This window comes from Stenotrophomonas oahuensis (assembly GCF_031834595.1).
GTDB lineage: Bacteria > Pseudomonadota > Gammaproteobacteria > Xanthomonadales > Xanthomonadaceae > Stenotrophomonas > Stenotrophomonas oahuensis.
On sequence record NZ_CP115541.1, the window covers coordinates 3215734 to 3239374 of the forward strand.

The 23641-nt window shown below is 66.5% G+C and carries 26 protein-coding genes; 14 read left to right on the plus strand and 12 right to left on the minus strand.

Annotated features, from left to right (window positions below; all coding sequences use genetic code 11):
- The first annotated feature begins 159 nt into the window (after positions 1–159).
- Entirely contained in the window at positions 160–1524 is a 1365-nt protein-coding gene (locus tag PDM29_RS14295) for an NAD-dependent succinate-semialdehyde dehydrogenase (protein ID WP_311190763.1), read from the plus strand.
- 94 nt (positions 1525–1618) lie between these two features.
- Here the strand turns inward: PDM29_RS14295 and PDM29_RS14300 are convergent, their stop codons facing one another.
- From PDM29_RS14300 to PDM29_RS14325, 6 genes are all read right to left on the minus strand, one after another.
- The gene (locus PDM29_RS14300; protein ID WP_311190764.1) at positions 1619–2614 is read right to left on the minus strand and encodes a magnesium and cobalt transport protein CorA; all 996 of its coding nucleotides are present in this window, start codon (positions 2612–2614) and stop codon (positions 1619–1621) included.
- A gap of 15 nt (positions 2615–2629) precedes the next feature.
- Positions 2630–3874, minus strand: coding sequence for a lipoprotein N-acyltransferase Lnb domain-containing protein (locus PDM29_RS14305; RefSeq protein ID WP_311193794.1), 1245 nt, complete (start codon positions 3872–3874; stop codon positions 2630–2632).
- Between the two features lie 23 nt (positions 3875–3897).
- Complete coding sequence (locus PDM29_RS14310; protein ID WP_311190765.1) at positions 3898–4779, minus strand: CorC family transporter; 882 nt, start codon at positions 4777–4779, stop codon at positions 3898–3900.
- A 64-nt stretch (positions 4780–4843) separates the two neighbouring features.
- On the minus strand, positions 4844–5449 hold the full coding sequence (locus tag PDM29_RS14315) for a hypothetical protein (RefSeq protein ID WP_311190766.1): 606 nt from the start codon (positions 5447–5449) through the stop codon (positions 4844–4846).
- A gap of 19 nt (positions 5450–5468) precedes the next feature.
- Positions 5469–5954 (minus strand): rRNA maturation RNase YbeY, encoded by a 486-nt coding sequence (gene ybeY, locus PDM29_RS14320; RefSeq protein ID WP_311190767.1) that lies wholly within the window; start codon positions 5952–5954, stop codon positions 5469–5471.
- A gap of 240 nt (positions 5955–6194) precedes the next feature.
- On the minus strand, positions 6195–7175 hold the full coding sequence (locus PDM29_RS14325; protein WP_311190768.1) for a PhoH family protein: 981 nt from the start codon (positions 7173–7175) through the stop codon (positions 6195–6197).
- 406 nt (positions 7176–7581) lie between these two features.
- On the opposite strand from PDM29_RS14325, the gene PDM29_RS14330 reads away from it, so the two are divergent.
- From PDM29_RS14330 to PDM29_RS14340, 3 genes are read left to right on the plus strand one after another with little or no spacing between them, the layout of a single operon-like run.
- Positions 7582–8499, plus strand: a complete 918-nt coding sequence (locus tag PDM29_RS14330) for an HlyD family secretion protein (RefSeq protein ID WP_311190769.1) — start codon at positions 7582–7584, stop codon at positions 8497–8499.
- A gap of 11 nt (positions 8500–8510) precedes the next feature.
- Positions 8511–9440 (plus strand): ABC transporter ATP-binding protein, encoded by a 930-nt coding sequence (locus PDM29_RS14335; protein WP_311193795.1) that lies wholly within the window; start codon positions 8511–8513, stop codon positions 9438–9440.
- The gene (locus PDM29_RS14340) at positions 9437–10552 is read left to right on the plus strand and encodes an ABC transporter permease (protein WP_311190770.1); all 1116 of its coding nucleotides are present in this window, start codon (positions 9437–9439) and stop codon (positions 10550–10552) included. Before PDM29_RS14335 ends, PDM29_RS14340 begins: the two co-directional genes overlap by 4 nt.
- Before the next feature lie 46 nt (positions 10553–10598).
- Here PDM29_RS14340 and miaB read toward each other — a convergent pair whose 3' ends face one another.
- A complete protein-coding gene (gene miaB, locus PDM29_RS14345) occupies positions 10599–12017 on the minus strand; it encodes a tRNA (N6-isopentenyl adenosine(37)-C2)-methylthiotransferase MiaB (RefSeq protein ID WP_311190771.1) in 1419 nt (472 codons plus the stop codon).
- 89 nt (positions 12018–12106) lie between these two features.
- Here miaB and PDM29_RS14350 point away from each other — a divergent pair, with 89 nt between their 5' ends.
- The 6 genes from PDM29_RS14350 to PDM29_RS14375 all read left to right on the plus strand — a co-directional run bounded on the left by PDM29_RS14350 (position 12107) and on the right by PDM29_RS14375 (position 17120).
- A complete protein-coding gene (locus PDM29_RS14350; RefSeq protein ID WP_311190772.1) occupies positions 12107–13063 on the plus strand; it encodes a lytic transglycosylase domain-containing protein in 957 nt (318 codons plus the stop codon).
- A gap of 136 nt (positions 13064–13199) precedes the next feature.
- Positions 13200–13820, plus strand: a complete 621-nt coding sequence (gene petA / locus PDM29_RS14355) for a ubiquinol-cytochrome c reductase iron-sulfur subunit (protein WP_311190773.1) — start codon at positions 13200–13202, stop codon at positions 13818–13820.
- Between the two features lie 2 nt (positions 13821–13822).
- The gene (locus tag PDM29_RS14360; RefSeq protein ID WP_311190774.1) at positions 13823–15085 is read left to right on the plus strand and encodes a cytochrome b; all 1263 of its coding nucleotides are present in this window, start codon (positions 13823–13825) and stop codon (positions 15083–15085) included.
- On the plus strand, positions 15078–15824 hold the full coding sequence (locus tag PDM29_RS14365; RefSeq protein WP_311190775.1) for a cytochrome c1: 747 nt from the start codon (positions 15078–15080) through the stop codon (positions 15822–15824). The genes PDM29_RS14360 and PDM29_RS14365 overlap by 8 nt, the downstream gene beginning before the upstream one ends.
- Before the next feature lie 136 nt (positions 15825–15960).
- Positions 15961–16596: a glutathione S-transferase N-terminal domain-containing protein gene (locus tag PDM29_RS14370; RefSeq protein ID WP_282297768.1), complete on the plus strand. Its 636-nt coding sequence runs from the start codon at positions 15961–15963 to the stop codon at positions 16594–16596.
- A gap of 77 nt (positions 16597–16673) precedes the next feature.
- Entirely contained in the window at positions 16674–17120 is a 447-nt protein-coding gene (locus PDM29_RS14375; RefSeq protein WP_311190776.1) for a ClpXP protease specificity-enhancing factor, read from the plus strand.
- Between the two features lie 66 nt (positions 17121–17186).
- Here the strand turns inward: PDM29_RS14375 and PDM29_RS14380 are convergent, their stop codons facing one another.
- From PDM29_RS14380 to PDM29_RS14395, 4 genes are all read right to left on the minus strand, one after another.
- On the minus strand, positions 17187–17543 hold the full coding sequence (locus tag PDM29_RS14380; protein WP_311190777.1) for a DUF3301 domain-containing protein: 357 nt from the start codon (positions 17541–17543) through the stop codon (positions 17187–17189).
- A 65-nt stretch (positions 17544–17608) separates the two neighbouring features.
- A complete protein-coding gene (locus tag PDM29_RS14385) occupies positions 17609–18676 on the minus strand; it encodes a DUF2272 domain-containing protein (RefSeq protein ID WP_311190778.1) in 1068 nt (355 codons plus the stop codon).
- 142 nt (positions 18677–18818) lie between these two features.
- Positions 18819–19676 carry a carboxylating nicotinate-nucleotide diphosphorylase gene (nadC, locus tag PDM29_RS14390; protein WP_311190779.1) on the minus strand — a complete coding sequence of 286 codons (858 nt, stop codon included), beginning with the start codon at positions 19674–19676 and terminating at the stop codon, positions 18819–18821.
- Positions 19673–19942, minus strand: coding sequence for a Trm112 family protein (locus tag PDM29_RS14395; RefSeq protein WP_311190780.1), 270 nt, complete (start codon positions 19940–19942; stop codon positions 19673–19675). The genes nadC and PDM29_RS14395 overlap by 4 nt, the downstream gene beginning before the upstream one ends.
- Before the next feature lie 59 nt (positions 19943–20001).
- Between PDM29_RS14395 and purE the strand changes: the two genes are divergently transcribed.
- Both purE and PDM29_RS14405 read left to right on the plus strand, forming a co-directional pair.
- Positions 20002–20505, plus strand: coding sequence for a 5-(carboxyamino)imidazole ribonucleotide mutase (purE, locus tag PDM29_RS14400; protein ID WP_311190781.1), 504 nt, complete (start codon positions 20002–20004; stop codon positions 20503–20505).
- On the plus strand, positions 20502–21647 hold the full coding sequence (locus tag PDM29_RS14405; protein ID WP_311190782.1) for a 5-(carboxyamino)imidazole ribonucleotide synthase: 1146 nt from the start codon (positions 20502–20504) through the stop codon (positions 21645–21647). The genes purE and PDM29_RS14405 overlap by 4 nt, the downstream gene beginning before the upstream one ends.
- Positions 21648–21733: 86 nt before the next feature.
- Here PDM29_RS14405 and PDM29_RS14410 read toward each other — a convergent pair whose 3' ends face one another.
- Entirely contained in the window at positions 21734–22312 is a 579-nt protein-coding gene (locus tag PDM29_RS14410) for a superoxide dismutase (RefSeq protein WP_311190783.1), read from the minus strand.
- A gap of 93 nt (positions 22313–22405) precedes the next feature.
- Here PDM29_RS14410 and grxD point away from each other — a divergent pair, with 93 nt between their 5' ends.
- Positions 22406–22753, plus strand: a complete 348-nt coding sequence (gene grxD, locus PDM29_RS14415; RefSeq protein WP_425508677.1) for a Grx4 family monothiol glutaredoxin — start codon at positions 22406–22408, stop codon at positions 22751–22753.
- A complete protein-coding gene (locus PDM29_RS14420) occupies positions 22750–23502 on the plus strand; it encodes an SDR family NAD(P)-dependent oxidoreductase (protein ID WP_311190784.1) in 753 nt (250 codons plus the stop codon). The genes grxD and PDM29_RS14420 overlap by 4 nt, the downstream gene beginning before the upstream one ends.
- The last annotated feature ends 139 nt before the right edge of the window (positions 23503–23641 follow it).

A 23641-nucleotide genomic window follows, 5' to 3' on the forward strand; every position in this document is an offset into this window, starting at 1 on the left:
GCTGCTGTTGGCGCGCAGAAGGCAGCCGGGCAAGCCCGGCTCTACGTGTTTCACCGCCAGACCAGACCGGGCGGGCATCGAGCGTTCACCGCCGGCACCGGCCACATCCGACTCACGGAGAGCGGCGCACAATGACCGCCTGCCTTCCGGAGTTCCCCAATGACCGTCGAGATCGTCAACCCCGCCACCGGCCTGGTCGTCTACCGCCACGAGCTGCTTCCCGCCGACGAAGTGGAACAGCGCCTGGCCGCAGCCGCTACCGCCTTCCCACTGTGGGCGGCAAGCTCGCTGCAGGAGCGCGGCAGTGTGCTGCGCGCCATCGCCGCACAGCTGCGCACACGCAAGGATGACCTCCAGCGGGCGATGACCTCCGAAATGGGCAAGCTCAAGGTCGAGGCGCTGGCCGAAGTGGAAAAATGCGCGCAGGCCTGCGATTACTACGCCGACCATGCCGCCGACTACCTGAAGCCGCAGCTGATCGACACCGAAGCCCAGCGCAGCTATGTGCGCTACGAACCGATCGGCTGCGTGTTCGCGGTGATGCCGTGGAATTTTCCGATCTGGCAGGTGTTCCGCTTCCTGGCACCGGCGTTCATGGCCGGCAACGTGGCCGTGCTCAAGCACGCCAGCAACGTGCCGCAGTGCGCCGATCTGATCCTGGCCGTGTGCCGTGATGGTGGGCTTCCGGAGGGCGTGTTCGATGTGCTGCACATCAACAACGAGCAGGCTGCCGAGGTGCTGCGCGACAAACGGGTGAAGGCGGTCACGCTCACCGGCAGCGAGCGGGCAGGGCGCTCGATCGCGGCCAATGCCGGCGACCAGCTGAAGAAGTGCGTGATGGAGCTGGGCGGCAGTGATGCCTTCGTGGTGCTGGATGACGCGGACCTCGAAAAAGCCGTTGCAGCCGCAGTGAAGTCGCGTTTCGACAACAGCGGCCAGACCTGCATCGCGGCCAAGCGTTTCATCGTGGTGGACGCCATTGCTGATGCGTTTGTCGAGAAATTCGTGGCTGCCGCTGCGCAGCGTGTGTATGGCGACCCGCAGGACGAGAAGACCACGCTGGCTCCGATGGCGCGGGCCGACCTGCGCGAGGAGCTGCACAAGCAGGTGCAGTCCAGCATCGCCAAGGGGGCGAAGCTGTTGCTGGGCGGCGAGCCGGTGGCGGGGACGCACGCCGGCTACCCGGCCACGATCCTCGACCTCGTGGTGCCGGGCATGCCGGCGTACGAGGAAGAACTGTTCGGGCCGGTGGCGGCGATCCTGCGTGTGCGCGATGAGGACGAGGCACTGCGGGTGGCCAATGACACCACGTTTGGATTGGGCGGCAGCGTATGGTCAGGCGACCCGGTGCGCGGCGAAGCGATGGCCAAGCGGCTGGAATGCGGCGCGGCGTTCGTCAATGCGATCGTCAAAAGCGATGTGCGGTTGCCGTTCGGGGGCAGCAAGCGCTCCGGGTTCGGGCGCGAGCTGGCCGACCACGGTATTCATGAGTTCATGAACATCAAGACGGTGTACGTGGCCTGACGGATGTCACGACCAACGGTCGTGACCTACCGGGGTAGGTACCGACCGTTGGTCGGTACGCGCGGGTAGGTACCGCCGTTGGTCGGTACGCCGGTCACAACCACCGCGCGCGCTTGAACAACCGGTACAACCCGACACACACCGCGCCCACGCCCACAATCATCGCTGGATATGCCCATGGCTTGTCCAGCTCGGGCATGTGCGCGAAGTTCATCCCGTACCAGCTGGTGATCAGGGTCGGTGCCGCCAGCAGTGCCGCCCAGGCACCCAGCCGCTTCACCGTTTCGCCCTGTGCCAGGGTGACCAGCGACAGGTTCACGCTCAACGCGGTGCCCAGCATCTCGCGCAGGGTATCGATCACATCGCTGATCCGCACCGCATGGTCATGCACATCGCGGATGTACAGCTTGACCTCGTCGGGAATCAGGTCGCCGGGGTAGCGGCGCAGCTGGGCCAGGACATCCTGCAGCGGGGCCACGGCCATGCGCATCTTGTTGAGCTGGCGCTTCAGTTCATACAGGCGCATCACCGTGGTGCGCTTGTAGTTCTCGGCGAAGATGTCTTTTTCCAGTGCATCCAGCGTGTCGCGGTAGCCGATGGTGATGGGCAGGTAGTTGTCGACCACGAAGTCCATCACCGCATACAGGCAGTACGACGGTCCCATTTTCAGCAGCTGCGGCTCGCGCTCCACCCGCGCACGCACGGGCGCGTACGACAGCGAGGCCCCATGCCGCACCGTGACCAGGAAGCGCGGCCCGAGGAAGGCATGGGTTTCGCCATACTCGATGCGGTCCTGCACGCTCTGCGCGGTGGTCACCACCACGAAAAGCGAGTTGCCGTACGCCTCCACCTTGGGGCGCTGGTGGGCATTACGGGCGTCGTCGATGGCCAGGTCATGCAGGCCGAATTCCTCCTGCAGCTTCAGCAGCACCGCGTCGGCCGGGTCGTACAGACCGACCCAGACGAAGCCGTTGCCGCTGGCGATCACATCACTGATCGCGTCCAGCGCGATGTCATGGCGCTTACCCTGGTCGTCGTAATGAACGCAGTTGATGACGCAGGCAGGGTTGCTCGAATCTTTATGTTCCATGGCCGTCATGGTGCGTCAGCCGGCCGTGACGGACGGGTCACGGCGGCCCAGCACCCAGGCCAGCGCAACGTGCACCGGCAGCAGCAGTACGATCCACTGCAGGTTGATCTGCGGCTGCAGGGTCAACCAATGCAGCACCAGGCCCAGGCCGGACAGCACCGCGACGCTCCACAGCAGCACACGGAACCATGCGCGCGGCGTGTGCCCGCGCAGCAGGGTGATCGCACCCGGCAGCAGCAGCAGGCACAGCGGCGACAGCTGCAGCAGGTTGCGGTTGGCCCAGGCGGCGTGGTGCGCGCTGAAGCCCCACAGGAAGGTCAGCAGCCCGCCGGCGATGCCGCACAGCAGCCACAACGGCAGGGCAAGCCCGCCGAGCACGCGCCGGCGATGGCGCAGCGCGATCACGCCGCCCGCCAGCACCAGCCCGCACAGCAGCCACGGCCACCAGCGCCGGGCAAACTCGGCCGGCTCCGGGGCAATCCGGTGCGGCAGCAGTTCCTGTTCGGCCTGCACCAGCGGACGTCCTTCGCTGTTTTTCACCTGGCGCAGGGCGTCGGCCAGGCGCATCGGCACGAAGGCTTCCTGCCAGCGCGAAAGCGGCTGGTCGGCATACGGCCCCAGGCCGACGTCGAAGCCCAGCCACATCCACGGGGCCGGCGAGGCCAGCCGCACCGACTCGCTGCGATAGGTGTTCCCACGCGAGCGCCCGGACAACTGAGCATGCAGTCCGCCGCCCAGTGCCTCGTCGATCGTGTCGCGCACCATGGTGGCGCAGTTGGCGGTGTAGTAGTCGTAGCGGTAGCGCGCATTTTCCGGCTTGGCCCGCTCGGCCAGCGAAGCGGCCAGGGTGCGGGCCTGCTCCGGGCTCAGGTCGAGCCATTGCAGGTTGGCCCCGCGGCCGGTTTCCGCGTAGTACGACAGGTCCTGTTCCAGCGGCAGCGCCACCAGGTAATACATCATGTCGCCGCGGATGAAGCGGCCGATGAAGTCCTGCTCGGACGGATCGAAGTAGCCGAAGTTGTACGAGATCGCCCGTCCGCTGACCGGATCCTCGACCACGATGGCGTCATGCCCGAAGCGCTCGAAGAAAATCGAGCCTGGCTGCATGGTGACAATGCCGATGCGCGGAGCAGGGGGCTCGACGGCGGGCGCTTCGGCGGCAGGTGCAGGAGCCGATTCCTGCGCCAGCGCTGCCATCGGCAGGCTGGACAGGGTGCCCAGCATCAACAGGAACAACAGGCGGCACAGCGGCCACCGCATCAGCAGAGGCCGCATGGCGTGGTTCAACCGTCGTCGGTGCTGTCAGGTGGCAGCACGGTTACATGGAATGCCTGCACGCGGCGGGCATCGGCGCGTGCGACCCGGAACACGAAACGGTCCAGGGTCAATTCGTCGCCTGTTTCGGGCAGGTGGCCGATAGCCTCCGTAACCAGGCCACCGATGGTGTCGTAGTCGTCGTCGGCGAAGCTGGCCCCGAAGCGTTCGTTGAAATCGCCGATCGGCGTCAGCGCGTCCACCACGTACTGGCCGTCGGCCTGGATGGCGATCTGCGCGGTGTGGTCTTCGGCTTCATCGTGCTCGTCGTCGATCTCACCAACGATCTGTTCCAGCACGTCCTCGATGGTGACCAGGCCGGCGACACCGCCGTACTCGTCAACCACGATGGCCATGTGGTTGCGCGACAGGCGGAATTCCTTCAGCAGCACATTGAGCTTCTTGGCCTCGGGGATCAGCACCGCCGGGCGCAGCAGTTCGCGCACATTGGCCGGCCCGTTGTCGGCCACCACGCCACGCAGCAGGTCCTTAGCCAGCAGGATGCCGAGGATCTCGTCCTTGTTGTCGCCGTGCACCGGGAAGCGCGAATGGCCGGATTCGACCACCTGCTTCATCAGTTCCAGGAAGGGGGCCTGCACCGGCAGCGACACCATCTGCGAGCGCGAGATCATCACGTCGCCCACGGTGAGTTCGGCGACCGAAATGGCCCCTTCCATCATGCGCAGGGTGTCGGCGGCGATCAGGCCGTCTTCGTTCGCGGTGTGCAACACCGCCACCAGTTCGTCACGGGTGTGGGGTTCGCCGGAGAAGGCAGAGGTCAGGCGTTCCAGCCAGCTGCGCTTCTTCTCGTTCTGCTCCGTCTGGGAGCCACTACTGTCGTCTTCTGACATCTCTGGAAAAAAGGCACCCGGCGAACCGGGCGTTGGGGCCAGTCTAGCAGGATGTGAGGCGCTGTCAGCGGCCGCCGTCTGGCGTATTCACGGACGGGGGCAGGGGCGCGTCGGCGGCGGGTTCCTCCTCCTCCTCCTCCTCCTCGGCCGGCAGGTCCAGGCTGTAGGTGCAGCCGGCCAGGGTCTTGCCCGGGTGGCTCTGGACCGTGGATACGCTGAGGATGATCGACTCGATCATCGGCTCGCCGGTGCGCGGGTCGGTGACGTCGCGGGCCACCACCTCGCGGCCGGCCATGAACTTGTCGGGGTTGTCCACGCCGTCTTCCAGCTTCAGGCCTTTGGCCAGCGGGCGCGGGTCGGCCACGTCCAGGATGGCCATGATGCTGGCCCCGGACACGGTGATGTACTCGGCGCGCTGGCCGAACACGGTGATCGGGCTGGCCAGGCGGTACTCGGCCATGAACTGGTTGCGCTGTTCCAGCGGCTGAAGGCCGTTGGCCACGGCCTTGAGCGGGTCGGCCACCACCGCGGTAACGGCGTCGTAGTCGGCCACGCGCTGGCGGCATTCGATCAGCGCCGGCAGGTCCAACTTGGCAGGCGCGGGGGCGGCCATGCTGGTCAGGGGCAGCAGGGCAGCAAGGGTGAGGCAGGCAACGCGGAGCAGGGTCATCGGGAAGGTCCGTTCGGGCTCAGCGTTCGCCGGCATAAGGGTCGGAAATGCCCAGGTCGGCCAGGATCTCGCGTTCCAGCTGCTCCATGGCCTCGGCTTCCTTGTCGTCCTCATGGTCCCAGCCCAGCAGGTGCAGCACGCCATGCACGGTCAGGTGCGCGTAGTGGGCATTGAGGGCTTTGGACTGTTCGTCGGCTTCGCGGGCCACCACCGGGGCACAGATCACCAGATCGCCCAGCAGCGGGAATTTCACCCCCTTCGGCAGGCCTTCAGGCACCTCGGCCGGGAAGCTGAGCACGTTGGTGGCGTAGTCCTTGCCCCGGTAGTGCCGGTTCAGTGACTGACCTTCCTTGGCGTCCACCACGCGGATGGCCAGGTCGGCCTCGCGGATGCGGCCTTTCAGCGCCGCCGCCACCCATTTGCGGAAGCTCACCGCCGCCGGCAGGCCGGTGCGGGGCAGGGCATAGCTGACGGCGACATCGAGGCGGACGGGGCCCTTGGTCATGACAATTCCGGTAAATCTGCAATAAGGGAAACAGTATCGCGCTAACCGCGCCGCGCCGCGAGGCCCCGTTGACGCGCATGGCGCGTCACTACAGGTCGCCCGACCAAACAGGTCGCCCGACCAAGGGTCGTAGTGACACGCCATGCGTGTCAACGCAACGATCCTGCGTTCGCGGACACGCCATGCGTGTCAACGCCATCATCCTGCGCACGTAATGTCGCGTGCGCCCCGCCGCCGCCATCACGCGTCGGGTTTGACCTGCTGCAGGTCACGGCGGTCGTACGCACTGACGATCCGTGCCACCAGCGGGTGGCGGACCACGTCGCGGGCCTCGAAGAAGGTGAAGCTCACCCCTTCCACGTCACGCAGTACTTCAATGGCGTCGCGCAGGCCGGACTTGACGTGTTTGGGCAGGTCGGTCTGGGTCAGGTCACCGGTGACCACGGCAGTGGAGCCGAAGCCGAGGCGGGTCAGGAACATCTTCATCTGTTCGATGGTGGTGTTCTGCGCCTCGTCCAGGATCACGTAGGCATCGTTGAGCGTGCGGCCGCGCATGTAGGCCAGTGGCGCGATCTCGATGACGTTTTTTTCCAGCAGCTTGACCACCTTTTCCACGCCCAGCATTTCATACAGGGCGTCGTACAGCGGGCGCAGATAAGGGTCGACCTTCTGGGTAAGGTCGCCGGGCAGGAAGCCCAGTTTCTCGCCGGCTTCCACCGCCGGGCGCACCAGGATCAGGCGCTGCACGCGCGACTCGTTGAGCGCCTCGACCGCGCTGGCCACGGCCAGGAAGGTCTTGCCGGTACCGGCCGGGCCGATGCCGAAATTGATGTCGTGGGTCGTTATCTGGTGCAGGTAGCGGGCCTGGTTGGCACCGCGCCCACGCACCGTGCCGCGCTTGACCTTGATGCTGACCTCCTGCGCCTCGTACGCGCGCTCGGCCACGTGCTCCACATTGGCCTGGTTCAGGCGCAGGTGGATGGCGTGGCTGTCGAACACGGTGTCGCCCGCTTCTTCGTACAGCGCTTCAATCAGCTTCTGTGCTTCGGCGACCACCGCCTTGGGTCCGCTGATGCGGAACACGTGGCCGCGATTGGCGATTTCGACGCCGAGCTTGAGTTCGATCTGGCGCAGGTGTTCATCGAAGGGGCCAGCCAGGTTGGCCAGGCGTTCGTTGTCTTCCGGGGCCAGGGTGAAGTCGCGGTGTGCCAGTGCGGTCATTGCATGCGGCGGCACGCAGTGACGGTGCCGCAGGATCAGGAAAGGAGTGACAGGGTAGCGCGTTTCCCGGCAGCCGCGTGTTCTCCACAGCCGTTGTGCAAGGGCGGTGCAGCAACCTGTGGATAGCTGGCTGCAGCCCTAGTGCCGCAAGGTAGATGAAGGCGTGGTCAAAAAAGCGTCAAGCTGGAGTGGGTTTTCCACATGCACTGTGAGCGGCTGCGGGAGAAACATGTGGATAACCGCGTGCACGCCAGTTGCCGCAATGCCTGCGGGTGGGTGATCATTTCATGACCAGCGCGCAGTGCCGCGCGTTCTGCCTGACGGAGTCGTGCCGATGTCCGCAGTGTGCAGTCGAATTGGGATCATCCTCAGGCCGGGGCAAACCCTCCTGCTTGTGGCGCTCGTGATGTTGGCAGGCTGCAGCCGCGACCCGGAGGCGGCACTGGGTACCCTGGAGTGGGATCGCATTACCGTGCCGGCCCCGGCCGCTGAAGCCATTGCCTCGATCCAGGTCCGAGAAGGCCAGCAGGTCGCGGCGGGGGCGCCGTTGATGCAACTGGAGACAACGCGCACCGCCGCCCAGCTGGCAGCGTTGCAGGCGCAGACGTCCCAGGCCGGGCAGGCGCTGCTGGAGCTCGAGCACGGTCCTCGCCGCGAAGACATCGAGCAGGCGCGGGCCACGCTGGCGGCGGCGCGGGCGCAGGCCGCCGATGCCACCGCCTATCTTGCACGTCTGCAGCCGCTGGGCCGACAGCAACTGGTGGCCGCTGCCGACGTTGACCGTGCCCGTGCGGCGGCTGGCAATGCGCAGGGAACCGTACGCGCGGCCGAACAGGCGCTGCTGGCGCTGGAACATGGCACCCGGATTGAACAGGTCGGCCAAGGGCAGGCTGCGCTGCAGGCCGCCCAGGCACAGGTGGCCGCGCAGGTGGTCACGCTGGACAAACTGGGGCTGGTGGCCCCGCGCGCTGGCCGCATCGACGCGTTGCCGTACCGGCAGGGCGACCAGGCGCCGGTGGGAGCACCGCTGGTGGTCATGCTGGTCGGCGATCATCCCTACGCGCGTGTCTATCTGCCGGAGCCGCTGCGACTGAAGGTCAGGGTCGGTCAATCCGCCCAGGTCACGCTGCAGGGGCGCGAAGGTGCACTCCGCGCGCGGGTGCGCAGCATCCGCAGCGACCCGGGCTTCAATCCTTACTACGCGCTAAGCGGCGACGACGCTTCGCGCTTGAGCTGGCTGGCCGAAATCGAGCTGGAGCCGGCGGGTGACGCGGCCGCGTTGGCGGATCTTCCGGCCGGTGTCCCGGTGCGGGTTACGTTTTGAACGATCTGGCCATCCAGGCGCGCGGGCTGACCAAGCGCTTTGGCGCATTGGCGGCCGTGGACCACGTCGATCTGCAGGTGCCGCGGGCCAATGTGTACGGCTTTCTGGGTCCGAACGGGTCGGGCAAATCCACCACCATCCGCATGCTGTGCGGGCTGCTAACCCCCACCGAAGGGGAGATCGAGGTGCTGGGCCTGCGCATTCCCGAGCAGGCCGAGGCGCTGCGCCAGCGCATCGGTTACATGACCCAGCGGTTCTCGTTGTTCGAGGACCTCAGCGTGCGCGAGAACCTGGAGTTCCTGGCGGCGGTGCAGAACCTGCCGCGGGCCCAGGCGCGTAAGCGCATTGATGAGCTGATCGAGCATTACCACTTCCAGGACCGCCAGAAGCAGTTGGCCGGCACCATGAGCGGCGGGCAGAAACAGCGTCTGGCCCTGGCCGGCGCGGTGATTCACCAGCCGGAACTGCTGTTTCTCGACGAGCCCACCAGTGCGGTCGACCCCGAATCGCGGCGCGATTTCTGGGAGAAGCTGTTCGATCTGGCGGATGCCGGCACCACGTTGCTGGTGTCCACCCACTACATGGATGAAGCCGAGCGTTGCCATCGCCTTGCCATTCTGGACCAGGGCGCGCTGGTCGCCGATGGGACGCCCGCCGAGCTCACCGGCGCACTGCGCGGACGCACACTGGAAGTGCAGGCCGATCAGCCGCGACAGGCACAGCGGGCACTGGCCCATGTGGCGGGCGTGCTGAGCGTGGCGCAGATCGGCAACAGCCTGCGCGTGCTTCTGGACACGGGCAGCGAGGGGGAGGCGGCCGTGCAGCAGGCGCTGTACAGCGCCGGGTTGCAAGCGGAGGTGGTCGCCAGCACGCCCAATCTGGAGGACGTGTTCGTGTCTGCTACGCGTGGTCGAGAGCCTGCCGGCGAGGAGACCGCATGAACCTGCGCCGGTTATGGGCAGTGGTGATCAAGGAGCTGCGGCAGATGCGCCGCGATCGGGTCACCCTGGCCATGATCGTGGGTATTCCGGTGATGCAGCTGGTGTTGTTCGGTTACGCCATCAACCTCAACCTGCGCAACCTGGACGCGGGCATTGCCGACCAGGCGCGGACCAGCGCCTCGCGCGCGCTGGTGATGGACATGGTCGCAACCGGCGTGATCCGTCCGGTCCTGCAGGTGGACACGCCCGAGGAGCTGATGCAGGCGTTGAGGCAAGGCAGGATCAGTGTCGGCGTGGTGGTGCCGGCGGATTTTGAGCGCCGCCGTTTTGAAGGTCGCGAAGCGGTCCAGGTGCTGGTGGATGGCAGCGATACGGTGGTGCAGAGCGCGGCGGTGCAGCTCGCGCAGGTGCCGCTGGACGGCGTGCCGGTGCGCAACGACCGCCCGCTGCGTGCAGGCAGCACCGCGGCAGCGGGGCAGGTGAGCGTGGTGGCGTTCTACAACCCGCAGCGACGTTCGGCTGTGAACATCGTGCCCGGCCTGATCGGCATCATCCTGACGATGACCATGGTGATGTTCACTGCAGTGGCCATCGTGCGTGAACGTGAGCGCGGCAACATGGAGCTGTTGATTGCCACGCCGTTGAGCAGCAGCGAACTGATGATCGGCAAGGTGCTGCCGTACGCAGTGATTGGTCTGATACAGACCAGCCTGGTGCTGGTGCTGGGTTTGTGGCTGTTCCAGGTGCCGGTGCGTGGCAGCGTGCTGGACGTCTACCTGGTGGCGATGCTGCTGATTCTCGCCAACCTGGCCTTGGGGTTGTTGATTTCGACCAAGGCCCGGTCGCAGTTCCAGGCCATGCAGATGACGATGTTCGTGTTCCTGCCGTCGATCCTGCTGTCGGGCTTCATGTTCCCGTTCGCCGGCATGCCGCGGGTGGTGCAGTGGCTGGCCGAGATCCTGCCGTTGACGCATTTCCTGCGGCTCGTGCGCGGCATCATGCTGCGCGGCGCTCGCTGGTGGGAGCTGTGGCCGGAGGTGCTGGCGCTGCTGGCCTTCATCGTGGTGATGATGGTGGTGGCGATCACGCGGTTCCGGAAGCGATTGGATTGACGGCGTGCCGACCAACGGTCGGCACCTACCGGCACCTGCCGGGTGGTCAGGCGACCACCAACCGCCCACGCAGCGAATTGCTGTACGCCTCGGTGATCTCAACATCCACCAGCTGCCCCACCAGGCGCATCTTCCCGGCGAAATTCACCGAACGCATGTTCTCGGTCTTGCCGGTCAGCTCGTTCGGATCCTTGCGCGACGGCCCTTCCACCAGCACGGTCTGCACGGTGCCGACCATGGCCTGCGAAATCGCCGCCGCCTGCTCGTTGATCCGGGCCTGCAGGCGCGACAGCCGCGCGTGCTTTTCCGCATCGCTGATCGTGTCTTCCAGGTCCGCGGCCGGGGTGCCGGGGCGACGCGAATAGATGAACGAGAAGCTCTGGTCGAAGCCCACGTCTTCGATCAGCTTCATGGTCTTCTCGAAATCGGCCTCGGTTTCGCCGGGGAAGCCGACAATGAAGTCCGAGCTGATCGAAATGTCCGGGCGAACCGCGCGCAGCTTGCGGATCTTGGCCTTGAACTCCAGCGCGGTGTAGCCGCGCTTCATCGCCGACAGCACGCGGTCGCTGCCCGCCTGCACCGGCAGATGCAGGAAGTTGGCCAGCTGCGGCACGTCGCGGTAAGCGTCCACCAGCGAGTCGCTGAACTCCAGCGGGTGCGAGGTGGTGAAGCGGATGCGGTCCACGCCGTCAATCTCCGCGATCGTGCGGATCAGCAGGCCGAGGTCGGCGAATTCGCCGTCGCCATACGGACCGCGGTAGGCGTTGACGTTCTGGCCGAGCAGGTTGATCTCGCGCACGCCCTGGCTGGCCAGCTGTGCTACTTCCACCACCACGTCCTCGAACGGACGGCTGACTTCCGTGCCGCGGGTGTAGGGCACCACGCAGAACGAGCAGTACTTGGAGCAGCCTTCCATGATCGAGACAAAGGCGGAGCCGCCTTCGGCGCGCGGCTCGGGCAGGCGGTCGAACTTTTCGATTTCCGGGAAGCTGATGTCGACCTGCGACTTGCCCGATTCACGCCGCTGGCGGATCAGCTCCGGCAGGCGATGCAGGGTCTGCGGTCCAAACACCAGGTCCACGTGCGGGGCGCGCTTGATGATCGCCTCGCCTTCCTGCGAGGCCACGCAGCCGCCCACGCCGATGATCACGCCGCGGCCGTTGTTCTTCAGCGCCTTCCAGTAGCCGAGCTGGCTGAACACCTTCTCCTGCGCCTTTTCGCGGATGGAACAGGTGTTCATCAGCAGCACGTCGGCTTCGGCCGGGTCGTCGGTAAGTTCCAGGCCCTCCTCGGCGGCGAGCACGTCGGCCATCTTGGTCGAGTCGTACTCGTTCATCTGACAGCCGTGGGTCTTGATGTACAGCTTGCCGCGCACCGGGCCATTCACCTGCGGGCGGGAGCCGGGCAGGGGGATCAGATCGGGGCGGGCAACGGGTTCGGAGGGTGACGCTGGCGTCCCGGTCATGGCGCTTATTCCAGTCGGGTGGGCGGGCAGGGGTAGTCTGCTAGTTTACCCCCTTGTTAACAGGGCGCGAAACGGGGACACTCCGCCCCATGAAGGGGATTGTGGGGACAATCGCTGCGCTGGCCTTGGCTGCGCTGACCGCTCTGCCGGCCAGTGCCGGCACCCTGTACAAGTGCGTCGGCGACGACGGCATCCCCAGCTACGTCAGCAAGCGCGTGCCAAAAGCGACCTGCAGCGTGGTCAGCAACTACCGCCCGGACCGCAGCGCGCCCAAGCGCTACATCCCGCCGCCGACTCCGGCCCCGGCTCCCGCTCCGACGGCAGTGGCGGCAACGCCGGCCCCGACCCCGGCCCAGGCCGACACCGCAGCCGCCAGCACGGCGGTCACCGCCAGCGCAGCGCCGACCCAGGCGGCGACCGTGCTGACCGCGCCCTCGGCCCCGAAAGCCAGCAGCAAGCCGGGCAAAGTGGTGTCCGGGCAGGTCTACTCCTATATGAAGGATGGCGTGCGCCACTACACCAGCGCCCGGCCGGCCCAGGTGGCCAGCTTGGGCCAGGTGCGCACCATCCGCTACAGCTACATCGAGCGCTGCTACGCCTGCGGGGCCAACCCGGGGGTGAACTTCGGTTCGGTGCGGCTCAACACCACCGCCTTCCAGGCCGAGATTGCCGCCGCCGCGCGCGAGTTCGGGGTCGAAGAGGCGATCGTGCGCGCCGTCATCCACGCCGAGTCGGCCTACAACCCCACGGCCGTCAGCCGTGCGGGCGCGCAGGGGCTGATGCAGCTGATGCCGCCCACCGCGCGTCGCTTCGGGGTCACCGATTCCTATGATGCGGCGCAAAACATCCGCGGTGGCGTGCAGTACCTGTCGTGGCTGCTCAAGCGCTTCAACGGCAACCTGACCCTGGCCGCAGCCGGCTACAACGCTGGCGAAGGCGCGGTTGACCGCCACGGTGGCGTGCCGCCGTACAGCGAGACGCAGTACTACGTGAAGCGCGTCGCACTCCTGGCCGACCGCTACCGCGGAGCTGCAACGCAGCAATAATCCGATCGGTGCCATCGGATTCTTTCCGTTGTGTCGCCGAGTCAGGTTCCGCTATAGTCGGTTCCGATTCACGTGGACTGGCCCCCACCGGTCTACTGGCAGCCTCAAGCTACCTAAATCAATATCGGAGTGCCGGATGGCCAACGATGGGGTAAACGATCCAGTCAACACTGGTCGTCGACGATTTCTTTCCGCAACCACTGCGGTGGTGGGTGCCGTCGGCGTCGGGTTTGCAGCAGTTCCGTTCATCAAGTCCTGGAATCCCAGCGCCCGCGCCCAATTGGCCGGTGCACCGGTGATCGCCGACATCAGCGCATTGCAGGAAGGCCAGCGGCTGGTTCTGGAGTGGCGCGGTCAGCCGATCTGGATCGTCAAGCGCTCCAAGGCCATCCTGGAGGCGCTGCCCGGTCTGGACGGTCGCCTGAAGGACCCCGAGTCCGGCGAGAAAGACCAGCAGCCGGACTACGTGCTGAAGGAAAATCCCGAATTCCGGTCGATCAAGTCCGATGTCTCGGTGCTGGTCGGGCTGTGCACCCATCTGGGCTGCTCACCGGAAATGGTCGCGGAAATCCGCCCCGAGCCTTACGACCCGGAATGGAAGGGCGGCTACTTCTGCCCCTGCCACAAGTCGCGCTTCGATATGTCCGGCCGCGTCTTCAAGGACGTGCCGGCCCCGATCAATCTGCTGGTGCCTCCGCACCACTACCAGGACGACAACACCATCGTCATTGGCGTTGACCCGCAGGGGGCGGCTTGAGCATGGCCAACATTCTTTCCCGCACCGCCACCGGCGTGGCCGACTGGGTCAATGAGCGCGCGCCCGGCCTGATGCCGATGTACCGCAAGCATGTCAGCGAGTACTACGCGCCGAAGAACTTCAACATCTGGTACTACTTCGGCTCGCTCGCGCTGCTGATCCTGGTCAACCAGATATTGACCGGCATCTTCCTCACCATGCACTACAAGACCAGCGCCGCCGAGGCCTTCACCTCGGTGGAACTGACGATCATGCGTGACGTCGACTGGGGCTGGCTGATCCGCTACATGCACTCCACCGGGGCCTCGCTGTTCTTCATCGTGGTCTACCTGCACATGTTCCGCGGGCTGCTGTACGGCAGCTACAAGAAGCCGCGCGAGCTGGTCTGGATCCTGGGCATGCTGATCTACCTGGTGCTGATGGCCGAAGCCTTCATGGGCTATGTGCTGCCCTGGGGCCAGATGTCGTTCTGGGGCGCGAAGGTGATCATTTCGCTGTTCGGGGCGATTCCGGTGATCGGCAATGGTCTGACCGAATGGATCATGGGCGACTACCTGCCCAGTGACGCCACCGTCAACCGCTTCTTCGCCCTTCATGTGATCGCGCTGCCGCTGGTGCTGCTGCTGCTGGTGGTGCTGCATATCGGCGCATTGCACGAGGTGGGGTCCAACAACCCCGACGGGGTGGAGATCAAGAAGGGGCCGAAGGGCAACCGCTGGTCCGCCACGGCACCGGCCGATGGCATTCCGTTCCATCCGTATTACACGCTCAAGGATGCAGTGGGGGCCGGTTTCCTGCTCGTCATTGCCGCCTTCATCATCTTCTTCGCGCCGGGCTTTGGTGGCCTGTTCCTGGAGCACGACAACTTCACCGAAGCCAATCGCCTGGTGACCCCGGAACACATCAAGCCGGTGTGGTACTACACGCCGTACTACGCGATGTTGCGGGTGGTGCCGAACAAGCTGGGCGGCGTGCTGGTGATGTTCTCGGCCATCGCGATCCTGTTCCTGGTGCCCTGGCTGGACAAGGCCAAGGTCAAGTCGGTGCGCTATCGCGGCTGGATCTCCAAGGTCATGCTGGGGGTGCTGGCGGTGTGCTTCATCTGGCTGGGCGTGATCGGTTCCGGCCCGGGTACCGATGTGCACGAGACCTACATCGGCCGCGTGCTGACCTTCCTCTATTTCGCCTTCTTCATCACCATGCCGATATGGACCAAGCTGGACAGGACCAAACCGGTACCGGACCGGGTGACCATGCATGACTGACCATTGGATTGTGCGGCTGGCCTGCGCGGCCATGCTGATGCTGGCCAGCACCGTGGCCGGTGCCGCCGAGGGCGGCAAGACGCTGCAGGCCGGCAATGACCTGGGCGACCGTGCGTCGCTGCAGCGCGGCGCGCAGTTGTACATGAACTACTGCTCCGGCTGCCACGCACTGAAATACCTGCGCTATTCGCGCATGGCCAAGGACCTGGGCCTGTCCGAGGAAGAGGTGATGAACAACCTCAACTTCACCGGCGCGGCCATCGGCGAAACCGTAGGGGTGACCCTGCCCAAGGCCGAGGCCGAGAAGTGGTTCGGCAAGATGCCGCCCGATCTCACCCTGATTTCGCGGGTGCGCGGCAGTGACTGGGTCTACACCTACCTCAAGTCGTTCTATCTGGATCCCGGCCGGCCGCTGGGCTGGAACAACGCGCTGTTCCCGAATGCGTCCATGCCCAACCCGCTGTGGGAAATGCAGGGCCTGCAGCACGCGGTGCACGGCAAGCCCGAGTCACCCGGGGCCGATCCGCCGGTGACCGGGCTGAACATTGTGCAGCCGGGCAATGTGGACGCTGGCCAGTATGACCAGGCGGTTCGGGACATCACCAATTTCCTCGAGTACGCCGGTGAACCGGCCGCGCTCAAGCGCCAGCAGCTGGGCGTCTGGGTGATTCTGTTCCTGGCCTTCCTGACCTTCCTGTTGTATCTGCTGAAGAAGGAATACTGGAAAGACGTGCACTGAGCTTCACGCGCCCATCAACCCTTTGACCTATTGGCTTTTGTGATGGGGGGTTGCACACTCGGGCACTGGGACGACTGTCGGCAATGGGCCGGCAGCGCCGATACGGCCGACGGATTCGGTCGTTGGAGAGCCTTTGATGGCGGCGAGCGTACGCATGCGGAATACCCTGACGCTGTTTTCCTCGAACGATGATGTCCTGTGCCACCGCGTGCGCCTGGTGCTGGCCGCCAAAGGGGTCACCTATGATTTCGTGCCGGTCGACCCGCAGAACCCGCCGGAAGACCTGATCGATCTCAATCCGTACCATTCGGTACCCACCCTGGTGGAGCGCGAGCTGGTGCTGTACGCGGCTTCGGTGGTCAGCGAGTATCTGGATGAGCGCTATCCGCACCCGCCCTTGATGCCGGTGGACCCGCTGTCCCGCGCCCGCATCCGTCTGGCCATGCTGCGCATCGAGCATGACTGGGTGCCGCAGGTACAGGCGATCCAGCTGGGCAACAAGACCCAGGCCGAAGCCGGCCGAAAGCGCCTCAAGGAGCTGCTGACCAGCTCGGTGCCGCTGTTCAAGGCCAGCAAGTTCTTCCTGAATCCTGAAATGAGCCTGGCCGATTGCGCCATGGCTCCGATCATCTGGCGTCTGCAGTCGCTCGACGTCGCGCTGCCCAAGGATGGCAAGGCCATCGAGGACTACGGCAACCGCATCTTCCGTCACCCCGGCTTCATCCGCAGCCTGACCGACCAGGAAAAGAAGCTGCGCGAGTTACCTGTGTGACCTCAGCCCGGCCGTGCGCGTACACTGGTCACCGGTATTCACGCTGATAATCAGCCGGGCATGGCCCGGCGCACCCCATGACTGAAGATACATTCCGCATGACCAGCCACCGCCCGTACCTGCTGCGGGCGCTGGTGCAATGGATCAACGACAACCAGCTCACCCCGCATATCCTGGTCGACGCCGGCATGCCGGGCGTGCAGGTGCCGCCCAGCGCGATCAAGGACGGCCGGGTAGTGCTGAACATCGCCGACCGTGCCGTGATGGGGCTGGAGATCGACAACACCTGGGTCAGCTTCGCAGCACGCTTTTCCGGCGTGAGCCACCCGGTGCAGGTGCCGATTTCGGCCGTACTGGCCGTCTATGCCCGCGAAACCGGCCAGGGCATGGCGCTGCCCGACGATATTCCGGGGCATGAGCCCAGCCTGGACGACGACGATACGCCGCCGGATGACACGCCCACCCCGGACGACACCCCGCCCAAGCCCAGTGGCGGCCGTCCGCATCTGCGCGTGGTGAAATGAAAAAAGCCGCCCCTGGGGCGGCTTTTTTTTTCGGTGGCGACCGACCGTTGGTCGGTCGATCTTGAATTACACGTCCTCCGCGCCCCGCGTATCCGGCGACTGCCGGATTTCGCTGATGCGTGCGGCCGAGGGCCCCACGAACGCCACCAGCTGGTCGCCGCGCAGCACCATGCGCCCGGTATGACGGTCTATGCCGTCATGCGAGTACTCGAACCGGTAAGTACGCTCCCAGCCCAGCCAGCCGTTGTCCTTGCGGCACACCCGGATACTGCTGGCATGCACGGCCTGGTCCAGCCACTGCACATCGGCAGCGCGGCAGGCATTGCGGCCCAGCTCGATGGCGCGCTCGGCCGCCGCCCGCGAGGAATTCCAGAAGGCGTAGGCAAACGCGCCGGCAATCATCAACAGGATCAAGCTGGGCATCGTCGGCTCGGTCGAAGCGGGTCAGGAACGACCAACATGGCGACGACACGGGCCCAGATCAAGCGTTACGGCGACGTACGCGGAGGCGGATTGGCAGGCGATTGTGGAGGCTGCTGCTGCGGCCGCGGCGGAACCACGCGCGGGAACGTCGGCTTCTGCGGCGTCGGGGTTGCCGGCGTGCCGGGCTGGGCGGGCAGGGGTGACGGCTGGGTAGCCGGGGTGGAAGCGGGCACCGGTGCCGGCGTGTAGCCCATGGGCGAGGAAGCCACCAGCTTCAGCAGCGCCGCCCAATCCTGGCGATTGAAATTGCACTCGTCCTCGCGGCCGGGTGTGCAGCCGATGTCATACGGACCGTAGGATCGGGCCGGAGGCAGCTGGATGCGGCCGCTACGATCCAGTGGCAGCTTGCGCATCGCCACCGTATTCATGACATTGCCGCCGATCAGGTACAGCGTGTGGTCGCCGCCCATGTTGGCCGCGACCACCACCTCGCAATGCGATTTCCAGTTCTCCACCTTGCCCCCGCTGAGCTGCTGCACCAGCCCGGCGTAGCTCAGCGTTTCGTCGCGGTCGCGCAGGTAGCACAGCAGGTCGCCCGGCGCGGGTTTTTCCAGCGCCGGGTCGGTCATCCGGTACGGCCCGCTGTTCTCGTACGCCGCACGGATGTAATCGATGTGGCGCGGGGAGCGGGTAAAGCCCGGCACGCCGGCGCGGCTCATCACCCAGGAGATGAAGGCCGCCGACCACGGGTTGTCGATGATGAAGGCGCGGCAGTCGCTGTCGGTGTAGCGCGTACCGAACGGTTGCATGCAGCTGGTCGCGCCGGGCTGGCTGCCCATCGGACCCAAGGTGCCGCTGTCGCGCCAGTAGGCGACCACGCGTTGCCACGCAGGCATGCCGTCGTCAGACAGGTACAGGCGCTCGGCCTCGCTGACGCCGAGATTGGCGGCCCGACCTTCGCCGTCAATGAACGGGCGGTACCACAGGCGGTGTTCGTTGCAGGCGGTGCGGACGATGCTGACGGCCAGCGGGCTCAGCCCATAGCGGGGCGGGATGTCGCAGACTTCAGCGGCTGCCGCGGTAATGGGGGCGGCGGCGAGCAGCAGGCAGGCGGGCAACAGCATCCGGCGCATGCGCGTTCTCCGGTGGGGGTAGGGAGAGCGTCGCAGACGCGGGTTGCGCATTTCGTGAAAGCCGCACGACCATCTGCGCGTCGCACGACCAACGGTCGTGCGCTACCCGGCCGGTAGGTGCCGACCGTTGGTCGGCACGACGTCAACGCTTGGGCGGATCGCCCAGCTTCAACGACAGATCAATCGCCTGCACATGCTTGGTCAAGCCCCCAATCGAGATGCAGTCCACGCCGTCCTCGGCAATCGCCCGCAATCCCGCCAGGTCCACACTGCCGGACACCTCCAGCGGAATCCGTCCGGCGGCGATCTTCACCGCCTCGCGGCGCAGATCCGCATCGAAGTCATCGATCAGAATCCGGTCGCAGCCCACCGCCAGCGCTTCGCGAAGCTGATCCAGGTCTTCCACTTCCACCACCAGCGGCAACTGCGTCCACTGCGCACGCGCGGCGTGCACCGCCGCGCTCAGCGAGCCGGCGGCGCGGATGTGGTTTTCCTTCAACATCACCGTGTCGAACAGACCCAGGCGATGGTTGTCACCGCCGCCGCAGCGCACGGCGTACTTCTGCGCGACGCGCAGGCCGGGCAGGGTCTTGCGGGTGTCCAGGATGCGCGTACCGGTGCCAGCCACGGCCGCCACGTAACGCGCGGTGGTGGTGGCGGTACCGGACAGGGTCTGCAGGAAATTGAGCGAGGTGCGCTCGGCGCTGACCAGACTGCGGTTGCGCCCCTGCAGGGTCGCCAGCACGGTGCCGGCCTTTACCGCATCACCTTCGGCCACCTGCCAGTCGATCTGCACATCGGGGTCCAGCGCCCGGTGGGTGGCGTCGAACCATGGCCGACCGGCGATCACGGCGTCCTGCTTGCACAGCAGGTAGGCGCGGTCAGGCCGGTCCGGCAGCAGGGCGGCGGTGACGTCGCCGCTGCCGATGTCCTCGGCCAGGGCGCGGGCCACGTCCGCCTCGACCTGTGCGGCCCCAGGCGGCAGCAGGGCAGGGCTCATTGCGCCGGGAAGTCGGCGATCTGGGCGGTGGCGATGGCTTCTTCGGCCAGCAGCACCGGAATGCCGTCGTCGACCCGGAATACCTGCTTGCCGTCGCGGGTCAGCAGGGCTTCGCGCAGAGGCTGGCTCTGCGGGCTGCCGTCGGCCTTGGTCACGGACCCGGCCGAAATGGCCTGGTTGAGGGCCTCCAGGCCCTTCGCGGTGAGCAGGGACAGGGGCTGGCGGGCGTCCGGCGACACCAGCAGGTCAAGCAGCTTGCGATCCATGGGTTCTTCGTCTTGCGTGGAAGACGGCTAGAATACGTCTTTAAGGTAGGTGACGGCCAATGACCCCCAACCCCGCAGTGCCGCTCGTCGGCATCATCATGGGCTCCCGCTCGGACTGGGAAACCATGCAGCACGCCGCGCAGAAGCTCGATGCCCTCGGTGTTCCCTATGAAGTGAAGGTGGTCTCGGCGCATCGTACGCCGGACGTGCTGTTCACCTACGCCGAACAGGCCGGCGCACGCGGTCTGCGCGCCATCATCGCCGGCGCTGGCGGTGCCGCGCACCTGCCGGGCATGGTCGCGGCCAAGACCGCGGTGCCGGTGCTGGGTGTGCCGGTGCAGTCCAAGGCCCTCAACGGCATGGATTCACTGCTGTCTATCGTGCAGATGCCGGCTGGCATTCCGGTCGCTACCTTCGCCATCGGCAACGCCGGGGCATCGAACGCGGCCTTGTTCGCGGCTGCGCTGCTGGCACCGGAGCAGCCGGCCATCGGCCAGGCGCTGGAAGCCTTCCGCTCGCGCCAGACCGAAGACGTCATGGCCCACGACGACCCGCGCCAATGACCCGTACCGTCGGCATTCTGGGCGGCGGCCAGCTCGCCCGCATGATGGTGCTGGCCGGTGCGCCGCAGGGCCTGCGCTTCGAACTGTTCGACCCGGCGGCCGATGCCTGCGCCGGCCAGTTGGCCCCGCTGCAGGTGGCCGCGTTCGATGACGAAGCCGCCCTGGCCGCGTTTGCGGCAAAGGTGGACGTGGTCACCTTCGATTTCGAGAACGTGCCCGCGCACAGCGCCCGTTTCCTGGCCGAACGCGTGCCGGTGTATCCGAATCCGGACGCCCTGGCCGTGGCGCAGGACCGCCTGAGCGAGAAGACCCTGTTCCGCGAGCTGGGCATTCCACTGCCGCCGTTCGCCGACATCCGCAGCCGCGATGAGCTGGCCGCGCGGGTAGGGGAGTTCGGGCTGCCGTGCATCCTCAAGACCCGCCGCCTGGGCTACGACGGCAAGGGCCAGTTCCGTCTGCGCAGGGAAGCCGATATTGACGCGGCCTGGACCGCACTGGGTGCACAGGTCGAGCGCACCGGGCTGATCCTGGAAGGCTTCGTGGCCTTCGACCGCGAGGTCAGCGTGGTCGCCGTGCGCGGCCGTGACGGCGAGTTCCGCGCCTGGCCGGTCACCGGCAACTGGCATGTGGACGGCGTGCTGTCGGTCAGTCTGGCACCCGCCGTGTTGAGCCCGGCGCAGCAGCAGGCCGCCATCGGCTACGCCCGCACCCTGGCCGAGCGCCTGGACTATGTCGGCGTGTTCGCGCTGGAACTGTTCTGCCGCGGCGACGAACTGCTGGCCAACGAAATGGCGCCGCGCGTGCACAACTCCGGGCACTGGACCATCGAGGGCAGCGAAACCTCGCAGTTCGAAAACCACCTGCGCGCGGTGCTCGGCCTGCCGCTCGGCGACACCCGCATGCTCGGCCATGCCTGCATGCTCAACTGGATCGGTGCGATGCCCGACGCGACGGCGGTGCTGGCCCAGCCGGGCGGGCACTGGCACGACTACGGCAAGCAGCCGAGGGATGGCCGCAAGGTTGGCCACGCCACCCTGCGTAACGATGACGCCGCAGCGCTGGCCGCGGGGCTGGAAGCGGTGGGCAAGCAGCTGGATCGCGGCGATCAGGTAGCCCCGGCGGCTGACGCGCTGCGTGCCTGATGGGGCGGGTCACGACCAACGGTCGTGACCTACCTCCCGCACTGCTTTCACCGGTAGGTCACGACCGTTGGTCGTGACCGGCGGGATCAATCCCGCAACCGCATTGCCACCGCATCCCAGTTCACCACCTTCCAGAACGCTTCCAGGTATTTCGCCCGGTCGTTCTGGAAGTCGGTGTAATACGCGTGCTCCCACAGGTCACACCCCAGCAGCGGCGTGCTCTGGCCCACCAGTGGTGTACCCGCGTTGCGGGTGACCTGCACTGCCAACGTACTGTTGGGGTGCTGCACCAGCCACACCCAGCCGGACCCGAACAGCCCCAGTGCGGCGCGGTCGAACTCCTCGCGCAACCGGCGCAGGTCGCCGAAATGACGGCCGATCAGCTCCGCCAGCCGGGCCTGCGGCTCGGCGCTGCCGCGCGGTCGTAACCCTTCCCAGAAAAACGCATGGTTCCAGGCCTGCGCCGCCGCGTCGAACAGCGTGCCCTGGCTCTGCCGCACCAGGTCGTCCAGCGGCAGTTCCGCCAGCTCGGTGCCGTCGATCCGCGCATTCACGGACTCCACGTAAGCGCGGTGATGTCCCAGGTGCAGATCGAGACTGGCCGCCGACAGATGCGGCTGCAGGGCGGTGCGGTCGAAGGGCAGGCGGGGCAGGTCGAAGGGCATGGCGATCCGGGAGAGTGGGGCACAGACGTCCGGCGCGGGGTCAACCGCATTACAATGGGCGCAGGGGAAGTCTATCCGACCACCCGGGGTCGGATGGTTCCGCAACGCAGGAGAGGTGTGGTGGCGGTCTTGCAGCAGATCCAACAGGAAGTCGATCGTTATCCCCTCGTGTTGTTCATGAAGGGCACCCCGCAGTACCCGATGTGCGGGTTCTCCAGCCGCGCCGTGCAGGCGCTGATGGCCGCCGGTGCGGTCAATCTGCGCACGGTCAACGTGCTGGAAGAGCCGGAAGTGCGTGCCAACCTGCCGCGCTTCTCCAACCTGCCCACGTTCCCGCAGCTGTTCATCCACGGCGAGCTGATCGGCGGCTGCGACATCGTGCTGGAGCTGTTCGAGGCCGGCGAGCTCAAGCGCATCGTCGAAGAGGCCGCGCACGGATGAGTGCACTCCCGTCCGTGGCGGTCGGGAGCGGGTCGCTGGCCGACCGCATCATTCTCATTGTTGGCGCTGGCGGCGGCTTTGGCAGCGCTGCGGCGGTGGCCTGCGCCGCAGCCGGGGCGACCGTGGTCCTGCTGGGGCGCAAACCGCGCCGGCTGGACCGGGTCTACAGCGCGGTCCAAGCCGTGGGTCCGGAACCGCTGCTCTATCCGCTGGACCTGGAAGGGGCCACGCCTGACGACTACGCCACCCTGGCCGAGCGCCTGCAGGGAGAGCTGGGCCGGCTGGACGGGCTGTTGTACTGCGCCGCTGACTTCGCCGGCCTGACCCCGTTCGAGCTGGCCGACCCGGCCGCGTTCGCGCGCGCCGTGCATGTCAATCTGACCGCCCCGGCCTGGCTGGCCCAGGCCTGCCTTCCATTGCTGAAGCAGCGCGACGATGCCGCGCTGGTGTTCACCGTGGACGACCCGGCGCGGGTAGGGCAGGCGTACTGGGGCGGCTATGGCGCGGCCCAATACGGCCTGCGCGGGCTGATCGCCAGCCTGCACGCCGAACTGGCGCGCGGGCCGGTTCGCGTCAGCGGCCTGCAGCCGGGCCCGATGCGCACCGCGCTGCGGGCGCGGGCGTTCTCGCTGGACGAGGACACGTCTGCTCGGCACCCCGCCGAATGCGCGGAGGCGGCAGTCCTGTTGCTCTCAGCCGCCGGGGCGGAACATCGCGGACAGGTACTGGATATCGCGCCGCCCGCGTAGAGCCGGGCTTGCCCGGCTGCCCTTCGCGTAACCCCCCTGACATCAACGGCCATTACCTTCCGCCCTGCCGGCAAGGAGCCGGTATTTCCTGAACGGCGGATGTGAAGAAAGCGTCACGATTTCGTTGTGATGGTGTGCG

Bases quoted from the DNA above. Each gene is read 5' to 3' on its own strand.
- PDM29_RS14350 (WP_311190772.1), top strand. From the start codon at position 12,107: ATGAAGGGGATTGTGGGGACAATCGCTGCGCTGGCCTTGGCTGCGCTG.
- PDM29_RS14385 (WP_311190778.1), bottom strand. From the start codon at position 18,676: ATGCGCCGGATGCTGTTGCCCGCCTGCCTGCTGCTCGCCGCCGCCCCC.
- PDM29_RS14305 (WP_311193794.1), bottom strand. From the start codon at position 3,874: ATGCGGTGGCCGCTGTGCCGCCTGTTGTTCCTGTTGATGCTGGGCACC.
- PDM29_RS14310 (WP_311190765.1), bottom strand. From the start codon at position 4,779: ATGTCAGAAGACGACAGTAGTGGCTCCCAGACGGAGCAGAACGAGAAG.
- PDM29_RS14300 (WP_311190764.1), bottom strand. From the start codon at position 2,614: ATGGAACATAAAGATTCGAGCAACCCTGCCTGCGTCATCAACTGCGTT.
- PDM29_RS14395 (WP_311190780.1), bottom strand. From the start codon at position 19,942: ATGGATCGCAAGCTGCTTGACCTGCTGGTGTCGCCGGACGCCCGCCAG.
- miaB (WP_311190771.1), bottom strand. From the start codon at position 12,017: ATGACCGGGACGCCAGCGTCACCCTCCGAACCCGTTGCCCGCCCCGAT.
- PDM29_RS14360 (WP_311190774.1), top strand. From the start codon at position 13,823: ATGGCCAACATTCTTTCCCGCACCGCCACCGGCGTGGCCGACTGGGTC.
- PDM29_RS14330 (WP_311190769.1), top strand. From the start codon at position 7,582: ATGTTGGCAGGCTGCAGCCGCGACCCGGAGGCGGCACTGGGTACCCTG.
- PDM29_RS14315 (WP_311190766.1), bottom strand. From the start codon at position 5,449: ATGACCCTGCTCCGCGTTGCCTGCCTCACCCTTGCTGCCCTGCTGCCC.
- purE (WP_311190781.1), top strand. From the start codon at position 20,002: ATGACCCCCAACCCCGCAGTGCCGCTCGTCGGCATCATCATGGGCTCC.
- PDM29_RS14295 (WP_311190763.1), top strand. From the start codon at position 160: ATGACCGTCGAGATCGTCAACCCCGCCACCGGCCTGGTCGTCTACCGC.
- PDM29_RS14375 (WP_311190776.1), top strand. From the start codon at position 16,674: ATGACTGAAGATACATTCCGCATGACCAGCCACCGCCCGTACCTGCTG.
- grxD (WP_425508677.1), top strand. From the start codon at position 22,406: ATGGTTCCGCAACGCAGGAGAGGTGTGGTGGCGGTCTTGCAGCAGATC.
- PDM29_RS14325 (WP_311190768.1), bottom strand. From the start codon at position 7,175: ATGACCGCACTGGCACACCGCGACTTCACCCTGGCCCCGGAAGACAAC.
- PDM29_RS14340 (WP_311190770.1), top strand. From the start codon at position 9,437: ATGAACCTGCGCCGGTTATGGGCAGTGGTGATCAAGGAGCTGCGGCAG.
- PDM29_RS14405 (WP_311190782.1), top strand. From the start codon at position 20,502: ATGACCCGTACCGTCGGCATTCTGGGCGGCGGCCAGCTCGCCCGCATG.
- PDM29_RS14370 (WP_282297768.1), top strand. From the start codon at position 15,961: ATGGCGGCGAGCGTACGCATGCGGAATACCCTGACGCTGTTTTCCTCG.
- ybeY (WP_311190767.1), bottom strand. From the start codon at position 5,954: ATGACCAAGGGCCCCGTCCGCCTCGATGTCGCCGTCAGCTATGCCCTG.
- PDM29_RS14380 (WP_311190777.1), bottom strand. From the start codon at position 17,543: ATGCCCAGCTTGATCCTGTTGATGATTGCCGGCGCGTTTGCCTACGCC.
- nadC (WP_311190779.1), bottom strand. From the start codon at position 19,676: ATGAGCCCTGCCCTGCTGCCGCCTGGGGCCGCACAGGTCGAGGCGGAC.
- petA (WP_311190773.1), top strand. From the start codon at position 13,200: ATGGCCAACGATGGGGTAAACGATCCAGTCAACACTGGTCGTCGACGA.
- PDM29_RS14410 (WP_311190783.1), bottom strand. From the start codon at position 22,312: ATGCCCTTCGACCTGCCCCGCCTGCCCTTCGACCGCACCGCCCTGCAG.
- PDM29_RS14365 (WP_311190775.1), top strand. From the start codon at position 15,078: ATGACTGACCATTGGATTGTGCGGCTGGCCTGCGCGGCCATGCTGATG.
- PDM29_RS14420 (WP_311190784.1), top strand. From the start codon at position 22,750: ATGAGTGCACTCCCGTCCGTGGCGGTCGGGAGCGGGTCGCTGGCCGAC.